Raw genomic sequence first — 19,472 nt, 5'->3', positions numbered from 1 at the left:
GAGCACCACGCAGTGGGCCCGGACCGTTACCACGGTCCGGGCCCACTGCTCTGTGCGGTGCCGCTCTATTTGTCGTTGGTGACCGGGATGTCGAGGATGACCTGCGTGCCGCGCCCGGGCGCCGGGACCATGCCGAAGGTGCCGCCCAACTCGCCCTCCACCAGCGTCCGCACGATCTGAAGCCCCAGATTGCCGGCCCGCTGGGGGTCGAATCCCTCGGGCAGGCCGCACCCGTCGTCCGTCACCGTGATCAGCAGCCGCCCTTCCGAGGGGGAGCCGCCCCGTACCGCGGACACCTCCACCGTGCCGGATTCGGCCGGGGTGAAGGCGTGCTCCAGTGCGTTCTGCAGCACCTCGGTGAGCACCATCGAGAGCGGAGTGGCTACTTCCGCATCGAGAACGCCGAAGCGGCCGGTGCGGCGGCAGGTGACCTTGCCGGGCGAGATCTCGGAGACCATCGCGATGACCCGGTCGGCGATCTCGTCGAACTCGACCCGCTCGTCCAGATTCTGGGACAGCGTCTCATGCACGATGGCGATCGAACCGACGCGCCGTACCGCCTCGTTGAGTGCCTCGCGGCCCTGCGCGGAGTCCATGCGGCGGGCCTGGAGACGCAACAGGGCGGCCACCGTCTGGAGGTTGTTCTTCACCCGGTGGTGGATCTCCCGGATGGTGGCGTCCTTGGTGATCAACTCCCGCTCACGACGCCGCAGTTCCGTGACGTCACGGAGCAGGACCAGCGAACCGATGCGGACACCCTTGGGCTTGAGCGGAATCGCTCGTAGCTGGATCACGCCGCCTTCGCCCTCGACCTCGAACTCCCTGGGCGCGTACCCGCTCGCCACCTTGACCAGGGCCTCGTCGACCGGGCCGCGCGAGGGCGCGAGCTCGGCCGTCGTCGCACCGAGGTGGTGACCGACGAGATCGGAGGCGAGACCGAGACGGTGGTAGGCGGAGAGGCCGTTGGGGCTGGCGTACTGGACGACGCCGTCGGCGTCGAGCCTGATCAGCCCGTCGCCGACGCGCGGCGAGGCGTCCATGTCGACCTGCTGCCCCGGGAACGGGAAGGACCCTGCGGCGATCATCTGGGCCAGGTCGGAGGCGGACTGGAGGTAGGTGAGTTCCAGTCGGGACGGCGTACGCACGGTGAGGAGGTTCGTATTGCGGGCGATGACCCCGAGGACCCGGCCCTCACGGCGTACGGGGATCGACTCGACCCGCACGGGAACCTCCTCGCGCCATTCGGGGTCGCCCTCACGCACGATCCGCCCCTCGTCCAGGGCCGCGTCCAGCAGGGGACGACGGCCCCGCGGCACCAGATGGCCGACCATGTCGTCCTGGTAGGAGGTGGGGCCGGTGTTGGGCCGCATCTGTGCCACGGACACATAGCGGGTCCCGTCGCGGGTGGGCACCCACAGGACGAGGTCGGCGAAGGACAGATCGGAGAGCAGTTGCCACTCCGAGACCAGCAGATGGAGCCACTCGAGGTCGGTGTCACTCAGGGCTGTGTGCTGGCGGACAAGGTCGTTCATGGAGGGCACAGGGCGAGCGTACCTGTGGATACCGACAGGTTCCGAACCGATCCGCCCGCCGATGCGTGACACTGTGCAGTGGGGCCGCGCACGGAAATGTGTCCGCGCCCACGGATGGACACGGACTATTGGTCTAGTCCACAATGCACCAGGTATGTACATGATGAAACAAGAGCATCATGTACGAGACAGACCTCCGCTCTCCCCGCACAGGAGAGCGGATCGAGGCACCCGGCGCTCTCTGCCCTGACTGCGCCGGTGTCTCCCATGGCCGGAGGCACCGCACACCGCCGGCCAGGTAGCTCCGGGCTGCGGTGCCGGACGGGCTGAGGGTCCCGTCCCGGCGCCGCGGCCCGCGGGTGTCTCCGGGGCCCGGCCCACCGGACCCGGATCCGTCCGGGAGCCGCCCCCGGACGTCAGCTCGTCTCGGTGACCTTGGCGAGGGCGCGCGGCGCGTCCGGATCCTGCCCCCGGGCGATGGTCACCTCGTACGCCAGCATCTGCAGCGGCAGGATCTCCAGAACCGGCTGCAGTTCCTCCGCCACCCCCGCCGTCGGCAGCGCGAAGCCCGCGGACGCCGCATCCACCTGCGCCTGGGGGCCGACGACGAAGAGGTCGGCGCCGCGGCCACGGAGCCGGTCCAGGACGGGCTGCAGGGCCTTTCCGCCCCGGCCGTCCGTGACCACGGCGATCACCGGGGAGATGTTGTCGACCATGGCCAGCGGACCGTGCAGCAGATCCGCGCCCGAGTAGGACAGCGCGGGGATGTAGCTGGTCTCCATCAGCTTGAGGGCGGCCTCCTTGGCCGTGGGATAGCCGTAACCGCGCGAGGTGATGACCATGCGCTCGGCGAAGCGGTAGCGCGAGGCCAGTGCCGCCACCTCGGCCCTGCGGCCCAGGATCCCGTCGGCCAGGTCCGGCAGCACCCCTGCCGCGGCAGCACCGTCGCCACCACCCAGGGCCTCCACGAAGAGGTACAGCGCCAGCAGGGAGGCGGTATAGGTCTTCGTGGCGGGCAGGGCCCGCTCCGGGCCCGCCAGGACGTCGATGTGGTGCTCGGAGACAGCGGCCAGCCCCGAGTCAGGATTGTTCGTGACCGCGAGGGTGACCGCACCGGCCTCCCTCGCGGCCCTCGTGGAGGCGACCAGGTCCGGCGAGCCCCCCGACTGGCTGATGGTGATCACCAGGACGTCCGTCAGATCCGGCTTCGCGCCGTACGCCGTCGTGGTGGACATCGAGGCCAGCCCGCACGGCAGGCCGAGCCGGATCTCCAGGAGGTACTTCGCGTAGAGCGCCGCGTTGTCGGAGGTGCCTCGCGCGGTGAGCAGGACGAAGCGCGGCTTCCTCGCCGCGATCTCGGCTGCCACGTCGCCGATCGGACCGGCCCCCCGACGCAGGATGCGCCGGAGCACCTCGGGCTGCTCGGCCATCTCTGCGGACATGATCACACCCGGACGATCGGACATGGCGGTACCTCCCGGTCGGTGCTGGCTCGCACGAGTCGAACACGACAAACCGGACCTCCGCCAGCGGGGCGACGCAGGGCACTCCGTGCGCGGACAGTTCACCTCCGGACTACCCGCTTCTGCTAGATTGGACTTCGATTGGTCTATACCACATGACGCCACTCTCCAGATCGGCAGGCACAGCGTGGAAGTTGTCATCGTCCCGGACGCCACGGCAGGCGGCGAACTCATCGCGGGGGCCATCGGCGCCCTGCTGAGCCGCAAGCCCGACGCCCTGCTCGGCGTTGCCACCGGCTCGACCCCGCTGCCCGTTTACCAGGCCCTGGCGGCCAGGGTCCGCTCCGGCGCGGTGGACGCCTCGCGCGCCCGCATCTGCCAGCTCGACGAGTACGTCGGGCTGCCTGTAGGCCACCCCGAGTCCTACCGTTCCGTGGTGCTGCGCGAGGTCGTCGAACCGCTCGGCCTGTCCGAGGCGTCCTTCATGGGCCCGGACGGCTCCGCCGAGGACGTCCAGGCCGCCTGCGAGGCATACGACAAGGCGCTCGCCGAGGCGGGCGGAGTCGACCTCCAGCTGCTCGGCATCGGCACCGACGGACACATCGGCTTCAACGAGCCGTGCTCCTCGCTCGCCTCCCGTACCCGGATCAAGACCCTGACCGAGCAGACCCGCGTCGACAACGCACGCTTCTTCGACAACGACATCGAACAGGTGCCGCGCCACGTCATCACCCAGGGCATCGGCACGATCCTGGAGTCCCGCCACCCCATCCTCCTGGCCACGGGCGAGGGCAAGGCCGACGCGGTGGCCCAGACCGTGGAGGGGCCGGTCGCCTCGATCGTGCCCGCGTCCGCGCTGCAGCTGCATCCGCACGCCACGGTGGTCGTCGACGAGGCGGCGGCGTCGAAGCTGAAGCTCGCCGACTACTTCAGGGCCACGTATGCGGCGAAGCCCACGTGGCAGGGGATCTGAGACACCCCGACGGGAGAGGGCCGGACACCCACTGGGTGTCCGGCCCTCTCCCGTCGCGACATGCGGTGTCCTCGGCCGACGGACGTCCGCCCGTCGGCCGGGCCCGCCTCACACGTCCCCGACGCCCGTGATCGCCTCGGCCGCCGCGACCCCGCACACCCGCGCCGCCCCGTGGGTGGCGATGTGCAGTGCCCCCCTCGGCGGCGCCTTCGGCAGGCCCATCTCGACCACGATGGTGTCGGGACGCGCCGCCACCAGGGCGTCGAGGGCCTCCCCCATCCAGGCATGGCGGTGCGCGTCACGGACGACCGCCACGATGCGCCGCTCCCCGGCCGCCTTGAGCACCTGGTCCGTGGACGCTTCCGTACCGTCGTACGTGTCCGTCCCGGTGCCGGGCACCAGCCGGGCCAGCTCTTCCGCAACGCCCCACGGGGTCTCGTCGCCGACCGCGATGTTGGCGACGGGGGTGAACGCGGCAACGTACGCGGGCCCGGTCAGCGGGCCGGCGCTGCCGGTGACCTTCACGGCGCGGCGGGCCGCGACGAGCCCGATGCCGCTGTCGGCTCCGGGCGCGGTCCCCTCCTGCATGTCCGCGCCCGGCTCCGAGGCAGCCCCCCTGGCCCGCTGCGTCCAGGACGCGAGGGCCCGTACCCGTGCGGCGGCGTCGGCCAGCCGCTCCTCGGGGAGTTCACCGCTCCGTACCGCCGCCACCAGGGCGTCGCGCAGCCGCAGCACGGTCTCCTCGTCCGCCAGCCCGCCTCCGACACAGATGGCGTCGGCGCCGGCGGCGATGGCGAGGACGGAGCCGCGCTCGATGCCGTACGTACCGGCGATGGCGTCCATCTCCATGCCGTCGGTGACGATCAGCCCGTCGTAGCCCAGCTCCTGGCGCAGCAGACCGGTGAGGATCTGGGGGCTCAGTGTCGCCGGGCGGTTCGGGTCGAGCGCGGGAAGCAGGATATGTGCACTCATCACTGATTTGGAACCCGCTGCGATGGCCGCCCTGAAAGGCACCAGCTCACGGGCGTGCAACGTGTCCAGATCCACGTCGATACGGGGCATCGCGTGGTGCGAGTCGACCGCCGTGTCGCCGTGTCCGGGGAAGTGCTTGGTGCAGGCGGCCACGCCGGCGGCCTGGAGGCCCTCGACGTACGCCGCGGTGTGCCGGGCGACCAGGGCGGTGTCGGCGCCGAAGGACCGGACGCCGATGACCGGATTGCCGGGATTGGAGTTGACGTCCGCGGACGGCGCCCAGTTGAGGTTGACACCGCACTCGGCCAGCCGGCGGCCGAGCTCCCGGGCCACCGCCCGGGTCAGGTCCACGTCGTCGACGGAGCCGAGGGCGTTGTTGCCCGGGAAGGACGATCCGGTGCGGACCTCGAGGCGGGTGACGTCGCCGCCCTCCTCGTCGATCGCGACGAGGACGTCGTCCCGCTCCGCCCGCAGCTGCGCGGTGAGCGCGGCGAGCTGTTCGGGCGATTCGATGTTCCGGCCGAACAGGCCGACCGAGGCCAGGCCTTCGCCGACCCTGCGCCGCAGCCAGTCGGGGGCGGTGGTGCCGGTGAACCCGGGCTGCAGCACGGCGAGGGCGTCGCGCGTGACGGTGTCCGTGGTGGATACGAGGGTGGTCATCGCGCGCGTCATCCCTTCACTGCGCCGGACGTGAGCCCCGTGGCCATCTTCCCCTGAATGATCATGAAGAAGATGACGACCGGGATGGAGATGAGCGTGGAGGCCGCCATCAGCGCGCCGTAGTCCGTGCCCCGTTCGGTGGTGAAGGTCATCAGCCACACGTTGAGCGTGTACTTGGAGTTGTCGTTGATCAGGATGTACGCGAAGAGGTACTCGTTCCACGCGTTGACCAGAGCGAAGATGGACGCGGCCGCGAGCCCCGGGGCCAGCAGCGGGAAGATGACCCGGCGGAAGGCCCCCATCCGGGTACAGCCGTCGACCATCGCCGACTCCTCGAGCTCCACCGGGATGTTGATCACGAAGCCGCGGATCATGATGGTCGCGAAGGGCAGCGTGGACACCAGGTAGACGACGATGAGTCCCCAGTACTCGTCGATGCCGCCCAGCGCGTTGAGCTGGAGGTAGATCGGGATCAGCATCGCGGTCGGCGGCAGCATCTGGACCAGAATCATGATCATCATCAGCGCCTTCCGCCCGAAGAAGCGGAAGCGTCCGATGGCGAGCGCCGCGAGGGTCGCGATGATCATGCCGCCGAGCACAGCGGTGACCGAGACGATCAGGCTCGACTGGATCGCCGTGGCGAAGTTGTCCTGCTTCACCGCGCGCGCGAAGTTGTCGAAGGTGAGGGACGAGGGCCACAGCGTCTGGTCGTACGACCGGATCTCGTGGTTGGGGCGCAGGGAGCTGACGATCAGCCAGTAGACCGGGAAGGCCATGAGGCCGGCCGTGACCAGCGCCAGGATGTTGTAGCCGAGGCGGTTCCTCTTGCGGTCGGGCCGCAGGACCTGGGCAGGAGCGTTCGAGGGTGCGGAGGTGCTCATTCGACCTCTCCCGTCTTGATCAGCTGGCGCAGGTAGTACACGGCGACACCGGAGAGCATCAGGACGGTGATCAGAGCGATCGCACTGCCCTGGCTGAAGGATGTGGACTCGAACGCCTTGGAGAAGGAGTAGAGGCCGAGGGTCTCGTAGTCCGGCTCCGGCTTGTTGCCGCGCAGCAGCCAGATCTGGCCGAAGACGTTGAAGTCCCAGATGACCGACAGGGTGGCGACCATCGTGAAGACCGGCCTGATGACCGGCCAGGTCACGAACCGGTAGACACCGAACGCGGAGGCTCCGTCGAGGGCTGCCGCCTCCTCCAGTTCCTTGGGGACCTGGGTGAGGGCCGCGTACATCGTGATGACGACGAACGGGATGGCGCCCCAGACGACCAGCAGCGTGATGATGCCGAAGCCCTGCCAGGGATCGAGGAACCAGTTGTGGCCGAGCCATCTGTCCTCGTCGCCGGTGAGGTCGGCGAGCAGCGTGTTGATGAGGCCGTAGTCGGAGTCGGCGAGCCAGCGGAAGACGGACGCGGCGACCATCAGCGGCATGGACCAGGCGGCGATCAGTGCCACCGTCAGGACGAGCCGCACCCAGGTGGACACGCGCAGCATCATCAGGGCGATCAGCAGACCGATGCCCATCGTCAGGACCACACAGATGGTCATGAAGACGACGGTCCGGCCGGTGACCGACCAGAACTCGGGGTCGCCGAGGATGTTGGTGAACTGCTCGAAGCCGACCCACGGCGTCTCGCCGTTGCCCCACAGAGCCGCGCGCCCCAGGTCCTGGAAGGACATGATCACGGTCTTGATCAGGGGGTAGACGTAGACGGCGGCGATCGCCAGGATCGCCGGCAGGATCAGGAAGTACGGGAGGAGCTCGCCCTTCTTGCGCCGCTTCTTCGGGCGCGGCCCGGCAGCATCCTGCTTGGAGGGTGAGGTCCCGATCTCCTCCGGAGCACTCGGTACGGATACCGGTGGACCGGCGGCCTGGGTGTCGGCAGCAGTCACGTGGCTGACCTTCCATCGGGATTCCGGGGGTGCGCACCCGGAAATCACGGCGTTCTCTACCTACGAAAGAAAGGGGGCGGGGACCCGGTGTCGCGGGCCCCCGCCTGGAGAGCCGAAGGCTCAGGGACTACTTGTTGATCAGCTCGTTGATCTTGCCGTCGGCCTTCTTGGCGGCGTCGGCGACCGAGGCTCCCTTGAGGATCTCCAGGAGCATGTTCTCCAGGACCTCCTCCTTCTCGATCGAGGTCCAGCCCGGCGCGATCGGCGTGAACCAGGCGTCCGGCACCGCGTTGGCGACGGCGGCGGTCTCCGGCTTGGCCTTCAGCGGCTCGAGCTGCTTCTCGTTGTTCGGGAGGATGTTCTTGGAGGCGAGCACCTCCTGGGACTTCTCACTGGTGAAGAGGGAGATCCACTCCTGGCCCAGGTCGGTGACCTTCGACTTGGCGGTCACCGCGAGGTCGGAACCACCGATGAAGGACGGGAGCGCCTTGCCGTTCGGGCCGGGCATGCCGGCCGTTCCGATCTTGTCCTTGAGCTTCGGGTTGCCGTTGTTCGCACCGTCGACGACGGACCCGGCCTCCCAGCCGTTGCCGTACAGCAGGGCCGCCTTCTCGTTGGCCATGACGTTGGCGTGGTCCTGCTCGTCCTTCGTCTGGTCGGCCTTGTTGTACTTCTTGACCAGGTTGATGAAGTGCTCGATGCCCTTCTGGGACTCGGCGGAGGAAAGGTTGCCCTTCCACTCCTTCGCACCCTCGTCGTACTCGGCGATGGAGCCGCCGTACGCCGCGACGTAGGAGGCGGCCGCGTACCAGTAACGGCCCGGCAGGTAGAGGGACGAGAAGCGCTTGTCCTTCTTGCCGTACTCGGCCTGGACCTTGTCCAGGGCCGCGAGCAGCTCGTCCTCGGTCTGCGGCAGCACGTCGCTGCCGGTGCCCTTCTTGAGCATGTCCTTGTTGTAGATGGCGACACGGGCGCCGGCGTAGTAAGGCACGCAGAACTGCTTGCCCTCAAAGGTGCAGGTGTCCTTCAGACCCTTGATCCAGGTGTCCGAGTTGTCGTATTTCTTGGGGTCGATCTCGGCCAGTGCGCCGTTCAGGATGTACTGCATCGTCTCGGTGTTGCCGAGCTCGACGACATCCGGGAACTTGTCGCCACCGAGGGCGGTGTCGAGCTTCTTGGCCTTGTCGGCCCACTGCTGGTACTGGACGTTGACCTTGACCTTGGGATACTTCGCCTTGAACTGCGCGTTGACATCCTTGACCAGCTCCGGCCAGGTGCTCTGCGCGTCAACCATGAGCCAGACCGTCAGGTTCTCGGTACGGTCCTTGGGGTCCTTCGAAGCGTTGTCACCACTGTCCCCACCACACGCCGCGATACCGGTCATCATCGCTGCGACGCCTACTGCCGCTATGAGCTTGCGCTTCATGCCACACCCTCCTCAGGGATACCAGCAACCCCCCGCCCACCGCGGAATGTACGACCAGTACTGCCTGTGGGTCTGGGACCTGGTCTTTAATGGTTTAGACCAGTACCGGGAGCTTGGCCTAGACCTTTAGGGGTGTCAAGGGTGTATAAGAAGTGCACTCGCGTCCGTTATAGGACCGACATCTAAGGGAGGGCGACGACCCGTGACCGGACCGTGCCACCATGTGAGCCGCGACAGACGGAGGAGCCGGTGACGGCAGCAACGCAGCAGTCGGGAAGGCGGGCCATGGGTGCCGACGGGGCCAGCAGTACGAGCGAGACCGGCGCGGGTACGCGAACGGCGCGCGTCCCGAAGTATTACCGGCTCAAGCGCCACCTCCTCGACATGACCGACACCTTGCCACCCGGCACGCCGGTGCCGCCCGAGCGGACCCTGGCGGCCGAGTTCGACACCTCGCGCACCACCGTGCGCCAGGCCCTCCAGGAACTGGTCGTCGAGGGCCGACTGGAGCGCATCCAAGGGAAGGGCACGTTCGTCGCGAAGCCGAAGGTGTCCCAGGCGCTGCAGCTCACCTCGTACACCGAGGACATGCGCGCCCAGGGCCTGGAGCCCACGTCCCAACTGCTGGACATCGGTTACGTCACAGCGGACGACACGCTCGCCGGGCTGCTCGACATCACGGCGGGCGGACGGGTGCTGCGCATCGAACGGCTCCGTCTCGCGAGCGGTGAACCCATGGCCATCGAGACCACCCACCTTTCGGCCAAACGCTTTCCCGCGCTGCGCCGTTCACTGGTGAAGTACACCTCTCTCTACACCGCGCTGGCGGAGGTGTACGACGTCCGGCTCGCCGAGGCCGAGGAGACCATCGAGACCTCTCTCGCCACCCCGCGCGAGGCAGGGCTGCTCGGTACGGACGTCGGCCTGCCGATGCTCATGCTGTCCCGGCATTCGATCGACGGACACGGCGAGCCGGTGGAGTGGGTCCGCTCGGTGTACCGCGGCGACCGCTACAAGTTCGTTGCCCGCCTGAAGCGGCCCACCGACTGAGAGCAGTCCGGAATGCGGAAATATGACTGATCCCCCTGCAGACGCAGGGGGATCAGTCATTTCGGGCGACGCCGGACCGTTGCAGGACCGCAATGCGGACGGGGGGTGACGGTTGCCGGAACCCTCGCCTAGATTTCGTGCGCATTACAACAGGTGATCAGCGAGGGGACGGAGTCGCCATATGCCGGAAAATACAGACGCGAAACGACCAACAGTTACACCCACAAGGGTGATTATCGCCCTCTGTCTTATCGCGCCCTTCGTGGCGATGCTCTGGGTGAGTTCGTACGCGAAGGTCGATCCGACCTTTATCGGCATCCCGTTCTTCTACTGGTACCAGATGCTCTGGGTGTTCGTCTCGACCGCTCTCACGATGGTCGCGTACAAGCTGTGGCAGCGTGACCAGCGCTCCCGCAAGGGAGGTGCGTCAGCATGAAGGACGGCGTGAACGGCGTCGCACTCGCCGTATTCATCTTCTTCTTCCTGGCCGTCACGGTCATCGGATTCATGGCCTCGCGCTGGCGCAAGGCCGAGAACGAGGCAAGCCTCGACGAATGGGGCCTGGGCGGACGGTCGTTCGGCACCTGGGTCACCTGGTTCCTGCTCGGCGGCGACCTCTACACGGCGTACACCTTCGTCGCGGTCCCCGCAGCGATCTACGCGGCGGGCGCGGCCGGCTTCTTCGCCGTCCCGTACACGATCCTCGTCTACCCGCTGATCTTCACCTTCCTGCCGCGGCTCTGGTCGGTCTCCCACAAGCACGGCTACGTCACCACCTCGGACTTCGTCCGCGGACGCTTCGGCTCGAAGGGGCTGTCGCTGGCGGTCGCCGTCACCGGCATCCTCGCCACGATGCCGTACATCGCCCTCCAGCTCGTCGGCATCCAGGCCGTGCTGGACGTCATGGGCGTCGGCGGCGGCGAGACCACCCACTGGTTCATCAAGGACCTGCCGCTGCTGATCGCGTTCGCCGTACTCGCCGCGTACACCTACTCCTCGGGGCTGCGCGCGCCCGCGCTGATCGCGTTCGTCAAGGACGGCCTGATCTATCTGGTCATCGCGGTGGCCATCATCTACATCCCCATCAAACTCGGCGGATTCGACGACATCTTCGCCAAGGCGGGCGAGGCCTTCGCGCAGACGAACGAGGCGACGGGCAAGCCACGCGGTGCTCTCGTGCCCGGCGACATGGGCCAATGGGGTTATGCCACGCTGGCCCTGGGCTCGGCGCTGGCGCTCTTCATGTACCCGCACTCGATCACGGCGACGCTCTCCAGCCGCAGCCGTGACGTGATCCGGCGCAACACCACGATCCTGCCGTTGTATTCGCTGATGCTCGGCCTGCTGGCCCTGCTCGGCTTCATGGCGATCGCCGCCGGAGTGAAGGTGGACAACGGTCAGCTGGCCATTCCGCAGCTGTTCGAGAACATGTTCCCCGACTGGTTCGCCGGTGTGGCCTTCGCCGCGATCGGGATCGGCGCACTGGTACCCGCAGCGATCATGTCGATCGCCGCGGCGAACCTCTTCACCCGCAATATCTACAAGGACTTCATCAAGCCCGACGCGACCCCGGCCCAGGAGACCAAGGTCTCCAAGCTGGTCTCGCTCCTGGTCAAGGTCGGCGCGCTCGCCTTCGTCCTCACGATGGACAAGACGGTCGCGATCAACTTCCAGCTGCTCGGCGGGATCTGGATCCTCCAGACGATGCCCGCCCTGGTGGGCGGCCTCTTCACCCGGTGGTTCCACCGCTGGGCCCTGCTGGCGGGCTGGGCGGTCGGAATGGTCTACGGCACGGCCGCCGCGTACGGCGTCGCGAGCCCGACCCAGAAGCACTTCGGCGGGTCCTCCAAGGAGATCCCCGGCATCGGCGAGATCGGCTACATCGGTCTGACGGCGTTCGTGCTGAACGTCGTCGTGGTGGTCGTACTGACCTTCGTCCTGAACGCGCTGAAGGCACCGGCCGGGATCGACGAGACCTCCCCGTCCGACTACACCGCGGACGCGGGCGACCCGGGTGTCAAGACGGCGCTGCCGCCGGCCACCGTGGGTGCCCCGGGCAGCGCCACCGTGGGCGCCCAGGGCGGCGATCCCACGGCGGGCGACGGTCCCACCGTGGGTGCCCCGGGCAGCGGTCACTGACCGCACCCTCCGAAGCCGGTTCCTCAACGGGCCGCCGCATCCCCAGGGGCGCGGCGGCCCGCTCCGTTCGGGGCCGCCGGAGGGGTGTCCGGCTCGCCGTACGGGGAGTCCGTTCTGCCGTGAAGGAGTCCAGATCTCCGTAAAGGAGTTCGACCCTCACTTCCGCCTGATGCAGACTCCCGCCATGGACATCTCGATCAGGCCCGTCGGCCTCCAGGAGCACGAGGCACTGGCCGGCATCACCGCCGAGGCGTATCTCGCCGACGAGCTGCTGGACTTCGGCGCCGACGACCCCTATCTGGCGGAACTGCGCGCGGTCGGCCGCCGGGCCGCCGAGGCGGAGGTACTCGTCGCGGTGGGCGGTGACGGCACGCTGCTCGGCGGTGTGACCTACGCGGCACCCGGCAGCCCGTGGGCGGACATCGCCGGGGTGGACGAGGCCGAGTTCCGGATGCTGGCCGTTTCCGGCGAGGCCCGTGGACGCGGGGCGGGCGAGGCGCTCGTACGGGCCTGCATCGACCGGGCACGGGCCACGGAGGGCGTCTCCGGTCTCGTCCTGTCGACGCAGCAGGCCATGCACGGCGCCCATCGGATCTACCGGCGGCTGGGCTTCGTACGCACTCCGGAACGGGACTGGAAGCCCGTCGAACACATCTCGCTCCTGACATTCCGCCTGGAGCTCTGACCGAGCGCGACACAACATGTGGGGGCTGCCATGTCCGACGGCCCCCACATGTATGCTCATGCTCGCTGTCTCCGCAGGGGAATCCGGTGCGAATCCGGAACTGTCCCGCAACGGTGTGATCGGTGTGCTTCTGCGCACCGGGAAGTCCGAAGACCTGCCGACAGCGCGTCCGGCTCGACCGAACCGGACGCCCGACGTCCGGGCCTCGCGGAGGGCCGGTGGACGCCGTGCGCAGTGCTGCCCCTCTCCCGGGCATCGTCCTGCCCGGCTGCCCCCGCTCCCGCCGGCCCCGAGCCGAGCGAGGGATAGCCCCAGTGACCATCGCGCCAGCCGATCCGGTTTCAGCGGTCGATTCAGCCGAGTCCGCGCACGCCACGCCCGACGGGCCCGGGACCGCACTGCTGCGGACCCTGACCGACCTCACCGTCGATCTGCCCGACACCGACCCGGGACGGGTCGCCGCCGCCGCGCTGCGCGGCCGCAACGCCCGGTCGGACGAGGCCGAGCTGCGCTCGCTGGCCACCGAGGCCGCCGCGGGCCTGATCTCCGAGGACCCCGCCTACTCCCGGCTCGCCGCACGGCTCCTCACCCGCACCATCGCGGACGAGGCCGCCGGCCAGGGCGCCGTGTCGTTCTCCGCCTCGGTTGCCGTCGGCCACCGCGAGGGCCTGATCGCCGACCGTACGGCGGAGTTCGTCACGCTGCACGCGGACGCCCTCGACGCGCTGGCCGGGCAGGCGCTCACCGACGGCGCCGACGACCGCTTCGGCTACTTCGGGCTCCGGACGCTGTTCAGCCGCTACCTGCTGCGCCATCCGCTCACCCGCCAGGTCATCGAGACCCCGCAGCACTTCATGCTCCGGGTGGCCGCGGGCCTCGCCGAGGACACCTCCGAGCGCGCCCTGGACGAAGTCGCCTCGCTGTACGGGCTGATGAGCCGGCTCGACTACCTTCCCTCCTCGCCCACCCTGTTCAACTCCGGTACCCGGCACCCGCAGATGTCCTCCTGCTATCTGCTGGACTCCCCGCTGGACGAGCTCGACTCGATCTACGACCGCTACCACCAGGTGGCACGGCTGTCCAAGCACGCCGGGGGCATCGGTCTCTCGTACTCCCGGATCCGCGCCCGGGGTTCGCTGATCCGTGGCACCAACGGGCACTCCAACGGCATCGTTCCGTTCCTGAAGACGCTCGACGCCTCCGTCGCCGCGGTCAACCAGGGGGGCCGCCGCAAGGGCGCCGCCGCCGTCTACCTGGAGACCTGGCACGCGGACATCGAGGAGTTCCTGGAGCTGCGGGACAACACGGGTGAGGACCAGCGCCGCACGCACAACCTGAATCTGGCGCACTGGATCCCCGACGAGTTCATGCGCCGCGTCGACGCGGACACCGAGTGGTCGCTGTTCTCCCCTGCCGACACCCCCGAGCTGGTCGACCTGTGGGGCGACGAGTTCGATGCCGCGTACCGTGCGGCGGAGGCCAAGGGCCTGGCCCGCAGGACGATGCCCGCCCGTGAGCTGTACGGGCGGATGATGCGGACGCTCGCACAGACCGGTCAGGGCTGGATGACGTTCAAGGACGCCTCCAACCGGACCGCGAACCAGACCGCCGAGCCGGGGAGAGTCGTGCACTCGTCGAACCTGTGCACGGAGATCCTCGAGGTCACCGACGACGGCGAGACGGCCGTCTGCAATCTGGGTTCGGTCAACCTCGGCGCGTTCGTCGTCGGCGGGGAGATGGACTGGGAGCGGCTGGACGCCACGGTCCGTACCGCCGTGACCTTCCTCGACCGCGTGGTGGACATCAACTTCTACCCGACCGAGCAGGCCGGGCGCTCCAACGCCCGCTGGCGCCCGGTGGGCCTGGGCGCGATGGGCCTGCAGGACGTCTTCTTCCAGCTGCGGCTGCCCTTCGACTCCCCCGAGGCCCGCGCGCTCTCCACGAGGATCTCCGAGCGGATCATGCTGGCCGCCTACGAGGCGTCGTGCGACCTCGCGGAGCGCTCGGGCCCGCTGCCCGCCTGGTCCGAGACGCGCGCCGCCCGCGGTGTACTGCACCCCGACCACTACGACACCGAGCTGAACTGGCCCGAGCGCTGGGACGCACTGCGTGGCCGGATCGCGAAGACCGGGATGCGCAACTCGCTGCTGCTCGCCATCGCGCCGACGGCGACGATCGCCTCGATCGCCGGTGTGTACGAGTGCATCGAGCCGCAGGTCTCCAACCTCTTCAAGCGCGAGACGCTCAGCGGGGAGTTCCTCCAGGTCAACGCCTACCTGGTGGACGAGCTGAAGAAGCTCGGCGTGTGGGACGCGCGGACCCGGGAGGCACTGCGCGAGGCGAGCGGCTCGGTGCAGGGCTTCGCCTGGATTCCCGAGGAGGTGCGTGCGCTGTACCGCACGGCGTGGGAGATCCCGCAGCGCGGTCTGATCGACATGGCGGCGGCCCGTACGCCGTTCCTCGACCAGAGCCAGTCGCTGAACCTGTTCCTGGAGACGCCGACGATCGGCAAGCTCTCCTCGATGTACGCGTACGCCTGGAAGCAGGGGCTGAAGACGACGTACTACCTGCGCTCGCGTCCGGCGACCCGGATCGCCCGTGCGGCGTCCGGGACCGCTGCTGCCGCCGCGCCCATTCCCGTACAGCAGGCTTCGGCGCCCGACGCGGACGCCATCGCCTGCTCGCTCGAAAACCCCGAGTCCTGCGAGGCCTGCCAGTAATGAGCTCCGACACCACCAAGAACCTGCTCGACCCGGGCTTCGAGCTGACTCTGCGCCCCATGCGCTACCCGGACTTCTACGAGCGCTACCGGGACGCGATCAAGAACACCTGGACGGTGGAGGAGGTCGACCTCCACTCCGACGTCTCCGATCTGGCCAAGCTCTCCCCCGGCGAGCAGCACATGATCGGCCGGCTCGTCGCGTTCTTCGCGACCGGTGACTCGATCGTCTCCAACAACCTGGTGCTGACGCTGTACAAGCACATCAACTCCCCGGAGGCGCGGCTGTACCTGTCGCGTCAGCTGTTCGAGGAGGCGGTGCACGTCCAGTTCTATCTGACGCTGCTCGACACGTATCTGCCCGATCCGGAGGACCGTGCCGCAGCGTTCGACGCGGTCGAGGAGATCCCCTCCATCCGCGAGAAGGCCCAGTTCTGCTTCAAGTGGATCAACGAGGTCGAGAAGCTCGACCGCCTGGAGACGCAGGCCGACCGCCGCCGCTTCCTGCTGAATCTGATCTGCTTCGCGGCGTGCATCGAGGGGCTGTTCTTCTACGGCGCGTTCGCGTACGTCTACTGGTTCCGCTCACGCGGCCTGCTGCACGGCCTGGCCACGGGCACCAACTGGGTGTTCCGTGACGAGACGATGCACATGAACTTCGCCTTCGAGGTCGTGGACACCGTCCGCAAGGAGGAGCCGGAGCTCTTCGACGACGCCCTCCGGCAGCAGGTCACCGACATGCTGAAGGAGGCCGTCGAGGCGGAGCTGCAGTTCGGCCGCGACCTGTGCGGCGAGGGCCTGCCCGGCATGAACACGGAGTCGATGCGCCAGTACCTGGAGTGTGTCGCCGACCAGCGGCTCACCCGGCTCGGTTTCCCGCCGCTCTACGGCTCCGAGAACCCCTTCTCGTTCATGGAACTGCAGGGCGTCCAGGAGCTGACGAACTTCTTCGAGCGCCGGCCCTCCGCGTACCAGGTGGCGGTGGAGGGCTCGGTCGGCTTCGACGACGACTTCTAGGGTCCGACGCAAGACCTCAGGTCGTCGCCGGACTTCCGGCGAACGGGCGCCGCGTGGCCGTGACCGGCTGCGCGGCGCCTGCCGTTTCCGGGGGCTGCGCGGTCCGCCGCCGTTGCGCGTCCCGCAGCTCGCGGTCGATCCGGCGCTCCCGTGCGAGCCCGGCGAGCGCGGGCAGCAGGACGAAGGCGAGGAGTGCGGCTGTGGCCAGGTAGCTCAGGAATGTGTTCATGGCTCCACTGTCGTCCGTGAGAGCGGATTCGGTCAGTGGCAGGACTGTCATAGAGCATCGAATTACTGCCACACTGTCGGCATGCTGAAGAATGTCGCCGCTCTGCTGCTCGACGAGGTCCACCCGTTCGAACTCGGCGTGCTGTGCGAGGTGTTCGGACTCGACCGCTCCGACGAGGGGCTGCCGGTCCACGACTTCGCGGTCGTCTCCGCCGAGGGCCCGGTCCTGCGGACGCACGCCGGGTTCACCATCAGCACGCCGTACGGGCTGGACCGGCTGGAGGAGGCCGACCTCATCGCCGTGCCGGCGGGCAGCCACTTCATGGAGCGGGAGTACCCCGAGGAGGTCCTGGACGCCCTGCGCCGGGCCGTCGAGCGGGGAGCGCGGGTGCTGAGCGTCTGCTCCGGCGCGTACGTCCTCGGTGCGGCCGGACTGCTGGACGGCCGCCGCTGCACCACCCACTGGCGCCATGCGGCGGAACTGGCCCGTCGCTTCCCGAAGGCGATCGTGGAGCCGGACGTTCTCTATGTGGACGAGGGCCCGGTCATCTCGTCGGCGGGCACGGCGGCGGGGATCGACGCCTGTCTGCACCTGGTCCGCCAGGCGCACGGGCCGGCCGTCGCCAACGCCATCGCCCGCCGCATGGTGGTGCCGCCGCACCGGGACGGCGGCCAGGCCCAGTACATCAAGCGCCCGCTGCCCCGCACCCGGTGCGACACGGTCGGGGACACGCTCGCCTGGATGGAGGCCCACCTCGACCAGGAGATGACCGTCGAGCAGCTGGCCGCGCAGTCGCACATGTCGCCCCGCACGTTCGCGCGCCGCTTCCAGCAGGAGACGGGCACCACCCCGTACCGCTGGCTGCTGCGGCAGCGCGTGCTGCTGGCGCAGCACCTACTGGAGACTTCGGACGAGACCATGGACACGATCGCCGGGCGGACCGGCTTCGGGAACGCTGCGGCGCTGCGTCATCAGTTCGTGCGCTCGCTGGGAACGACGCCGAACGCCTACCGCCGCACCTTCCGGGGTCCCGCGGCCGTGATCGACGCGGCCTGAGCCGCGAACGGCGGTGCCCCGCCCGGGAGATGACTCGTTCCCGGACGGGGCACGGCAGCGGTGCGTGTGCGATCAGATGCCGCACTGGGAGGCCGACCAGAAGTGGCTCGGCCCCTGGTTCACGTGGATGTGGTCGCTGTGCCCGGCGTAGCCCGGGCCGAGGATCCCGTTGAACCCGTGGTTGCGGGCCTGCTGGGCGATGGTGCACAGCGAGTGCGGTCCGGAGCCGAGGTCGACCGCGTCACCGTACAGATGACGGCTGTTCGTCGCCCCGCCGACCGCGGAGTTGCAGGAGGTCGACCGGAAGCCGCTGGTGACACGGATGGACTGGTCACCGAGTGCGTGCCGCAGTGCCTCCAGCTTCCACATGGAGCTCAGCGCGTTGGCCTTGGCGGTGCCGGCGGCCACCGCCCCGCCGGCCCAGGTGCTGTTGCACTTGTTGAGCTCGGGGTAGGTGAAGTGGATCGGGGTGCAGTCGTCGTCCTGGAGCGCGTAGAGCTTGGACTGCGTGGCCGGTCCCGCGATGCCGTCCGCGGCGAGGCCGTAGGCCGACTGGAAGCGCTTGACGGCGGCCGTGGTCGCGGGGCCGTACGAGCCGTCGATGGCGAGTACGGAGTTGTATCCCGGGTAGCCGGACACCCGGATCTGGAGCTGGGTGACGTCGGCTCCGGAGGCTCCGGACGACAGTGTGCGGGTCCACGTGTAACAGCCGTCGGCCTGCGCGGGGCCTGCGGTGACGATGGCCCCGCCCACAGCGAAGGCCATGGTCATGACAAGTCCGAGCAGTAGATGTGCGGTACGTCTGATCATGGGGTTCTCCCAACCACGGTGAGGTGTAGGGGTGAGCCTGTCGGACGAGTCGACGCGCGTCAACTACCCCTGGAGAAACACTGGTTGACAGTTGAACACCAGCTGCCGGGCAAAGAAGAAGGCCCTGCCGCCGGCTCACCGGCAGCAGGGCCACGACCCGGGGGACGGCTCAGCCGTTCGCGACGACCTCGTAGCGCGGCGTGCCCTCTTCCATCTGTCGAAGCGCGTCCTTGCGGTCCCGCTTCGAGAGCCGGTCGATGTACAGGTACCCGTACAGGTGGTCCGTCTCGTGCTGGAGGCAGCGTGCGAAGTACCCGCTGCCCCGCACCTTCACCGCGTTGCCCTGGGCATCCTGGCCGCGCACCACCGCGTAGTCCGGGCGGGCCAGTGCGGCGTACGCCGTCGGGACCGAGAGGCAGCCCTCGTTGGAGTCGTCGAGGATGCGCTCCTCCGGCGCCAGCTCCTCGAGCACCGGGTTGCAGATCGCACCGACGTGCCGCACGCCGTCGTCGTCCGGGCAGTCGTAGACGAAGACCTTGAGGTCCACACCGATCTGGTTGGCGGCCAGGCCCACGCCCTCGGCCGTCCGCTGGCTGGCGAACATGTCGTCGATCAGCTGTGCGAGCTCGTCGCCGAACTCCGTGACGTCTCTGCACTCCTTGTGGAGCACCGGATTGCCCACGACCGTGATCGGACGGGAGGTGCCGCGCTCGCGGTACGCCGCCTCGCGCGCCTCACAGTCCTCGGTGTCCACGAGGAATCCCTCGTCGTCCACGCCGACCTGCTCGTCCGTCTCCTGCTGCGACATGTCCGCCGTACGCCTTCCTGCAAACCTGAAACCAGTGAG

At 68.7% G+C, this 19,472-nt stretch carries 17 protein-coding genes and 1 riboswitch; of the genes, 8 read left to right on the top strand and 9 right to left on the bottom strand.

Annotated features, from left to right (window positions below; genetic code table 11):
- Positions 1-65 precede the first annotated feature (65 nt).
- Complete coding sequence (locus tag ABZS61_RS13970; protein WP_356419421.1) at positions 66-1,532, bottom strand: PAS domain-containing sensor histidine kinase; 1,467 nt, start codon at positions 1,530-1,532, stop codon at positions 66-68.
- A gap of 416 nt (positions 1,533-1,948) precedes the next feature.
- Positions 1,949-2,998: an SIS domain-containing protein gene (locus ABZS61_RS13965; protein WP_356419206.1), complete on the bottom strand. Its 1,050-nt coding sequence runs from the start codon at positions 2,996-2,998 to the stop codon at positions 1,949-1,951.
- Positions 2,999-3,182: 184 nt separating this feature from the next.
- Here ABZS61_RS13965 and nagB point away from each other — a divergent pair, with 184 nt between their 5' ends.
- A complete protein-coding gene (gene nagB / locus ABZS61_RS13960) occupies positions 3,183-3,968 on the top strand; it encodes a glucosamine-6-phosphate deaminase (RefSeq protein ID WP_356419203.1) in 786 nt (261 codons plus the stop codon).
- 108 nt (positions 3,969-4,076) lie between these two features.
- Here the strand turns inward: nagB and ABZS61_RS13955 are convergent, their stop codons facing one another.
- From ABZS61_RS13955 to ABZS61_RS13940, 4 genes are all read right to left on the bottom strand, one after another.
- Positions 4,077-5,600 carry a glycoside hydrolase family 3 protein gene (locus tag ABZS61_RS13955; RefSeq protein ID WP_356419201.1) on the bottom strand — a complete coding sequence of 508 codons (1,524 nt, stop codon included), beginning with the start codon at positions 5,598-5,600 and terminating at the stop codon, positions 4,077-4,079.
- A gap of 8 nt (positions 5,601-5,608) precedes the next feature.
- Positions 5,609-6,481, bottom strand: coding sequence for a carbohydrate ABC transporter permease (locus ABZS61_RS13950; RefSeq protein WP_356419198.1), 873 nt, complete (start codon positions 6,479-6,481; stop codon positions 5,609-5,611).
- Positions 6,478-7,494 carry a sugar ABC transporter permease gene (locus ABZS61_RS13945; protein WP_356419195.1) on the bottom strand — a complete coding sequence of 339 codons (1,017 nt, stop codon included), beginning with the start codon at positions 7,492-7,494 and terminating at the stop codon, positions 6,478-6,480. Before ABZS61_RS13945 ends, ABZS61_RS13950 begins: the two co-directional genes overlap by 4 nt.
- A gap of 127 nt (positions 7,495-7,621) precedes the next feature.
- Positions 7,622-8,920, bottom strand: a complete 1,299-nt coding sequence (locus ABZS61_RS13940) for a sugar ABC transporter substrate-binding protein (RefSeq protein WP_356419192.1) — start codon at positions 8,918-8,920, stop codon at positions 7,622-7,624.
- Between the two features lie 285 nt (positions 8,921-9,205).
- On the opposite strand from ABZS61_RS13940, the gene ABZS61_RS13935 reads away from it, so the two are divergent.
- The 6 genes from ABZS61_RS13935 (at position 9,206) to ABZS61_RS13910 (ending at position 16,530) form a co-directional block, all read left to right on the top strand.
- The gene (locus ABZS61_RS13935) at positions 9,206-9,970 is read left to right on the top strand and encodes a GntR family transcriptional regulator (RefSeq protein WP_356419418.1); all 765 of its coding nucleotides are present in this window, start codon (positions 9,206-9,208) and stop codon (positions 9,968-9,970) included.
- A gap of 181 nt (positions 9,971-10,151) precedes the next feature.
- Positions 10,152-10,406, top strand: coding sequence for a DUF3311 domain-containing protein (locus tag ABZS61_RS13930; protein WP_356419190.1), 255 nt, complete (start codon positions 10,152-10,154; stop codon positions 10,404-10,406).
- Positions 10,403-12,109: a monocarboxylate uptake permease MctP gene (mctP, locus tag ABZS61_RS13925; RefSeq protein ID WP_356419187.1), complete on the top strand. Its 1,707-nt coding sequence runs from the start codon at positions 10,403-10,405 to the stop codon at positions 12,107-12,109. Before ABZS61_RS13930 ends, mctP begins: the two co-directional genes overlap by 4 nt.
- 184 nt (positions 12,110-12,293) lie before the next feature.
- Positions 12,294-12,794, top strand: a complete 501-nt coding sequence (locus ABZS61_RS13920) for a GNAT family N-acetyltransferase (protein ID WP_356419184.1) — start codon at positions 12,294-12,296, stop codon at positions 12,792-12,794.
- A 45-nt stretch (positions 12,795-12,839) separates the two neighbouring features.
- A riboswitch (cobalamin riboswitch) is annotated at positions 12,840-12,971 on the top strand.
- Positions 12,972-13,108: 137 nt separating this feature from the next.
- A complete protein-coding gene (locus ABZS61_RS13915) occupies positions 13,109-15,514 on the top strand; it encodes a ribonucleoside-diphosphate reductase subunit alpha (RefSeq protein WP_356419181.1) in 2,406 nt (801 codons plus the stop codon).
- Entirely contained in the window at positions 15,514-16,530 is a 1,017-nt protein-coding gene (locus ABZS61_RS13910; protein WP_356419178.1) for a ribonucleotide-diphosphate reductase subunit beta, read from the top strand. Before ABZS61_RS13915 ends, ABZS61_RS13910 begins: the two co-directional genes overlap by 1 nt.
- Positions 16,531-16,546: 16 nt before the next feature.
- Here the strand turns inward: ABZS61_RS13910 and ABZS61_RS13905 are convergent, their stop codons facing one another.
- On the bottom strand, positions 16,547-16,759 hold the full coding sequence (locus tag ABZS61_RS13905; RefSeq protein ID WP_356419174.1) for a hypothetical protein: 213 nt from the start codon (positions 16,757-16,759) through the stop codon (positions 16,547-16,549).
- A gap of 81 nt (positions 16,760-16,840) precedes the next feature.
- Here ABZS61_RS13905 and ABZS61_RS13900 point away from each other — a divergent pair, with 81 nt between their 5' ends.
- Positions 16,841-17,815: a helix-turn-helix domain-containing protein gene (locus ABZS61_RS13900; RefSeq protein ID WP_356419171.1), complete on the top strand. Its 975-nt coding sequence runs from the start codon at positions 16,841-16,843 to the stop codon at positions 17,813-17,815.
- A gap of 72 nt (positions 17,816-17,887) precedes the next feature.
- On the opposite strand, the gene ABZS61_RS13895 is transcribed toward ABZS61_RS13900, so the two are convergent.
- Entirely contained in the window at positions 17,888-18,625 is a 738-nt protein-coding gene (locus ABZS61_RS13895; RefSeq protein ID WP_356419168.1) for a D-Ala-D-Ala carboxypeptidase family metallohydrolase, read from the bottom strand.
- Positions 18,626-18,794: 169 nt separating this feature from the next.
- On the bottom strand, positions 18,795-19,433 hold the full coding sequence (gene def, locus ABZS61_RS13890) for a peptide deformylase (protein ID WP_356419165.1): 639 nt from the start codon (positions 19,431-19,433) through the stop codon (positions 18,795-18,797).
- Positions 19,434-19,472 lie beyond the last annotated feature (39 nt).

This window comes from Streptomyces sp. NPDC005566, from assembly GCF_040605575.1.
GTDB lineage: Bacteria > Actinomycetota > Actinomycetes > Streptomycetales > Streptomycetaceae > Streptomyces.
Note: the sequence above shows the minus strand (reverse complement) of the source record. Positions and strands in the feature narration are given on the sequence as shown.

Excerpts from the sequence above, each read along its gene's own strand:
- ABZS61_RS13920 (WP_356419184.1), top strand. The coding sequence starts at position 12,294 with ATGGACATCTCGATCAGGCCCGTCGGCCTCCAGGAGCACGAGGCACTG.
- ABZS61_RS13905 (WP_356419174.1), bottom strand. The coding sequence starts at position 16,759 with ATGAACACATTCCTGAGCTACCTGGCCACAGCCGCACTCCTCGCCTTC.
- ABZS61_RS13900 (WP_356419171.1), top strand. The coding sequence starts at position 16,841 with ATGCTGAAGAATGTCGCCGCTCTGCTGCTCGACGAGGTCCACCCGTTC.
- ABZS61_RS13940 (WP_356419192.1), bottom strand. The coding sequence starts at position 8,920 with ATGAAGCGCAAGCTCATAGCGGCAGTAGGCGTCGCAGCGATGATGACC.
- ABZS61_RS13965 (WP_356419206.1), bottom strand. The coding sequence starts at position 2,998 with ATGTCCGATCGTCCGGGTGTGATCATGTCCGCAGAGATGGCCGAGCAG.
- ABZS61_RS13970 (WP_356419421.1), bottom strand. The coding sequence starts at position 1,532 with ATGAACGACCTTGTCCGCCAGCACACAGCCCTGAGTGACACCGACCTC.
- ABZS61_RS13950 (WP_356419198.1), bottom strand. The coding sequence starts at position 6,481 with ATGAGCACCTCCGCACCCTCGAACGCTCCTGCCCAGGTCCTGCGGCCC.
- ABZS61_RS13895 (WP_356419168.1), bottom strand. The coding sequence starts at position 18,625 with ATGATCAGACGTACCGCACATCTACTGCTCGGACTTGTCATGACCATG.
- mctP (WP_356419187.1), top strand. The coding sequence starts at position 10,403 with ATGAAGGACGGCGTGAACGGCGTCGCACTCGCCGTATTCATCTTCTTC.
- ABZS61_RS13910 (WP_356419178.1), top strand. The coding sequence starts at position 15,514 with ATGAGCTCCGACACCACCAAGAACCTGCTCGACCCGGGCTTCGAGCTG.
- ABZS61_RS13930 (WP_356419190.1), top strand. The coding sequence starts at position 10,152 with ATGCCGGAAAATACAGACGCGAAACGACCAACAGTTACACCCACAAGG.
- ABZS61_RS13955 (WP_356419201.1), bottom strand. The coding sequence starts at position 5,600 with ATGACCACCCTCGTATCCACCACGGACACCGTCACGCGCGACGCCCTC.
- ABZS61_RS13935 (WP_356419418.1), top strand. The coding sequence starts at position 9,206 with ATGGGTGCCGACGGGGCCAGCAGTACGAGCGAGACCGGCGCGGGTACG.
- def (WP_356419165.1), bottom strand. The coding sequence starts at position 19,433 with ATGTCGCAGCAGGAGACGGACGAGCAGGTCGGCGTGGACGACGAGGGA.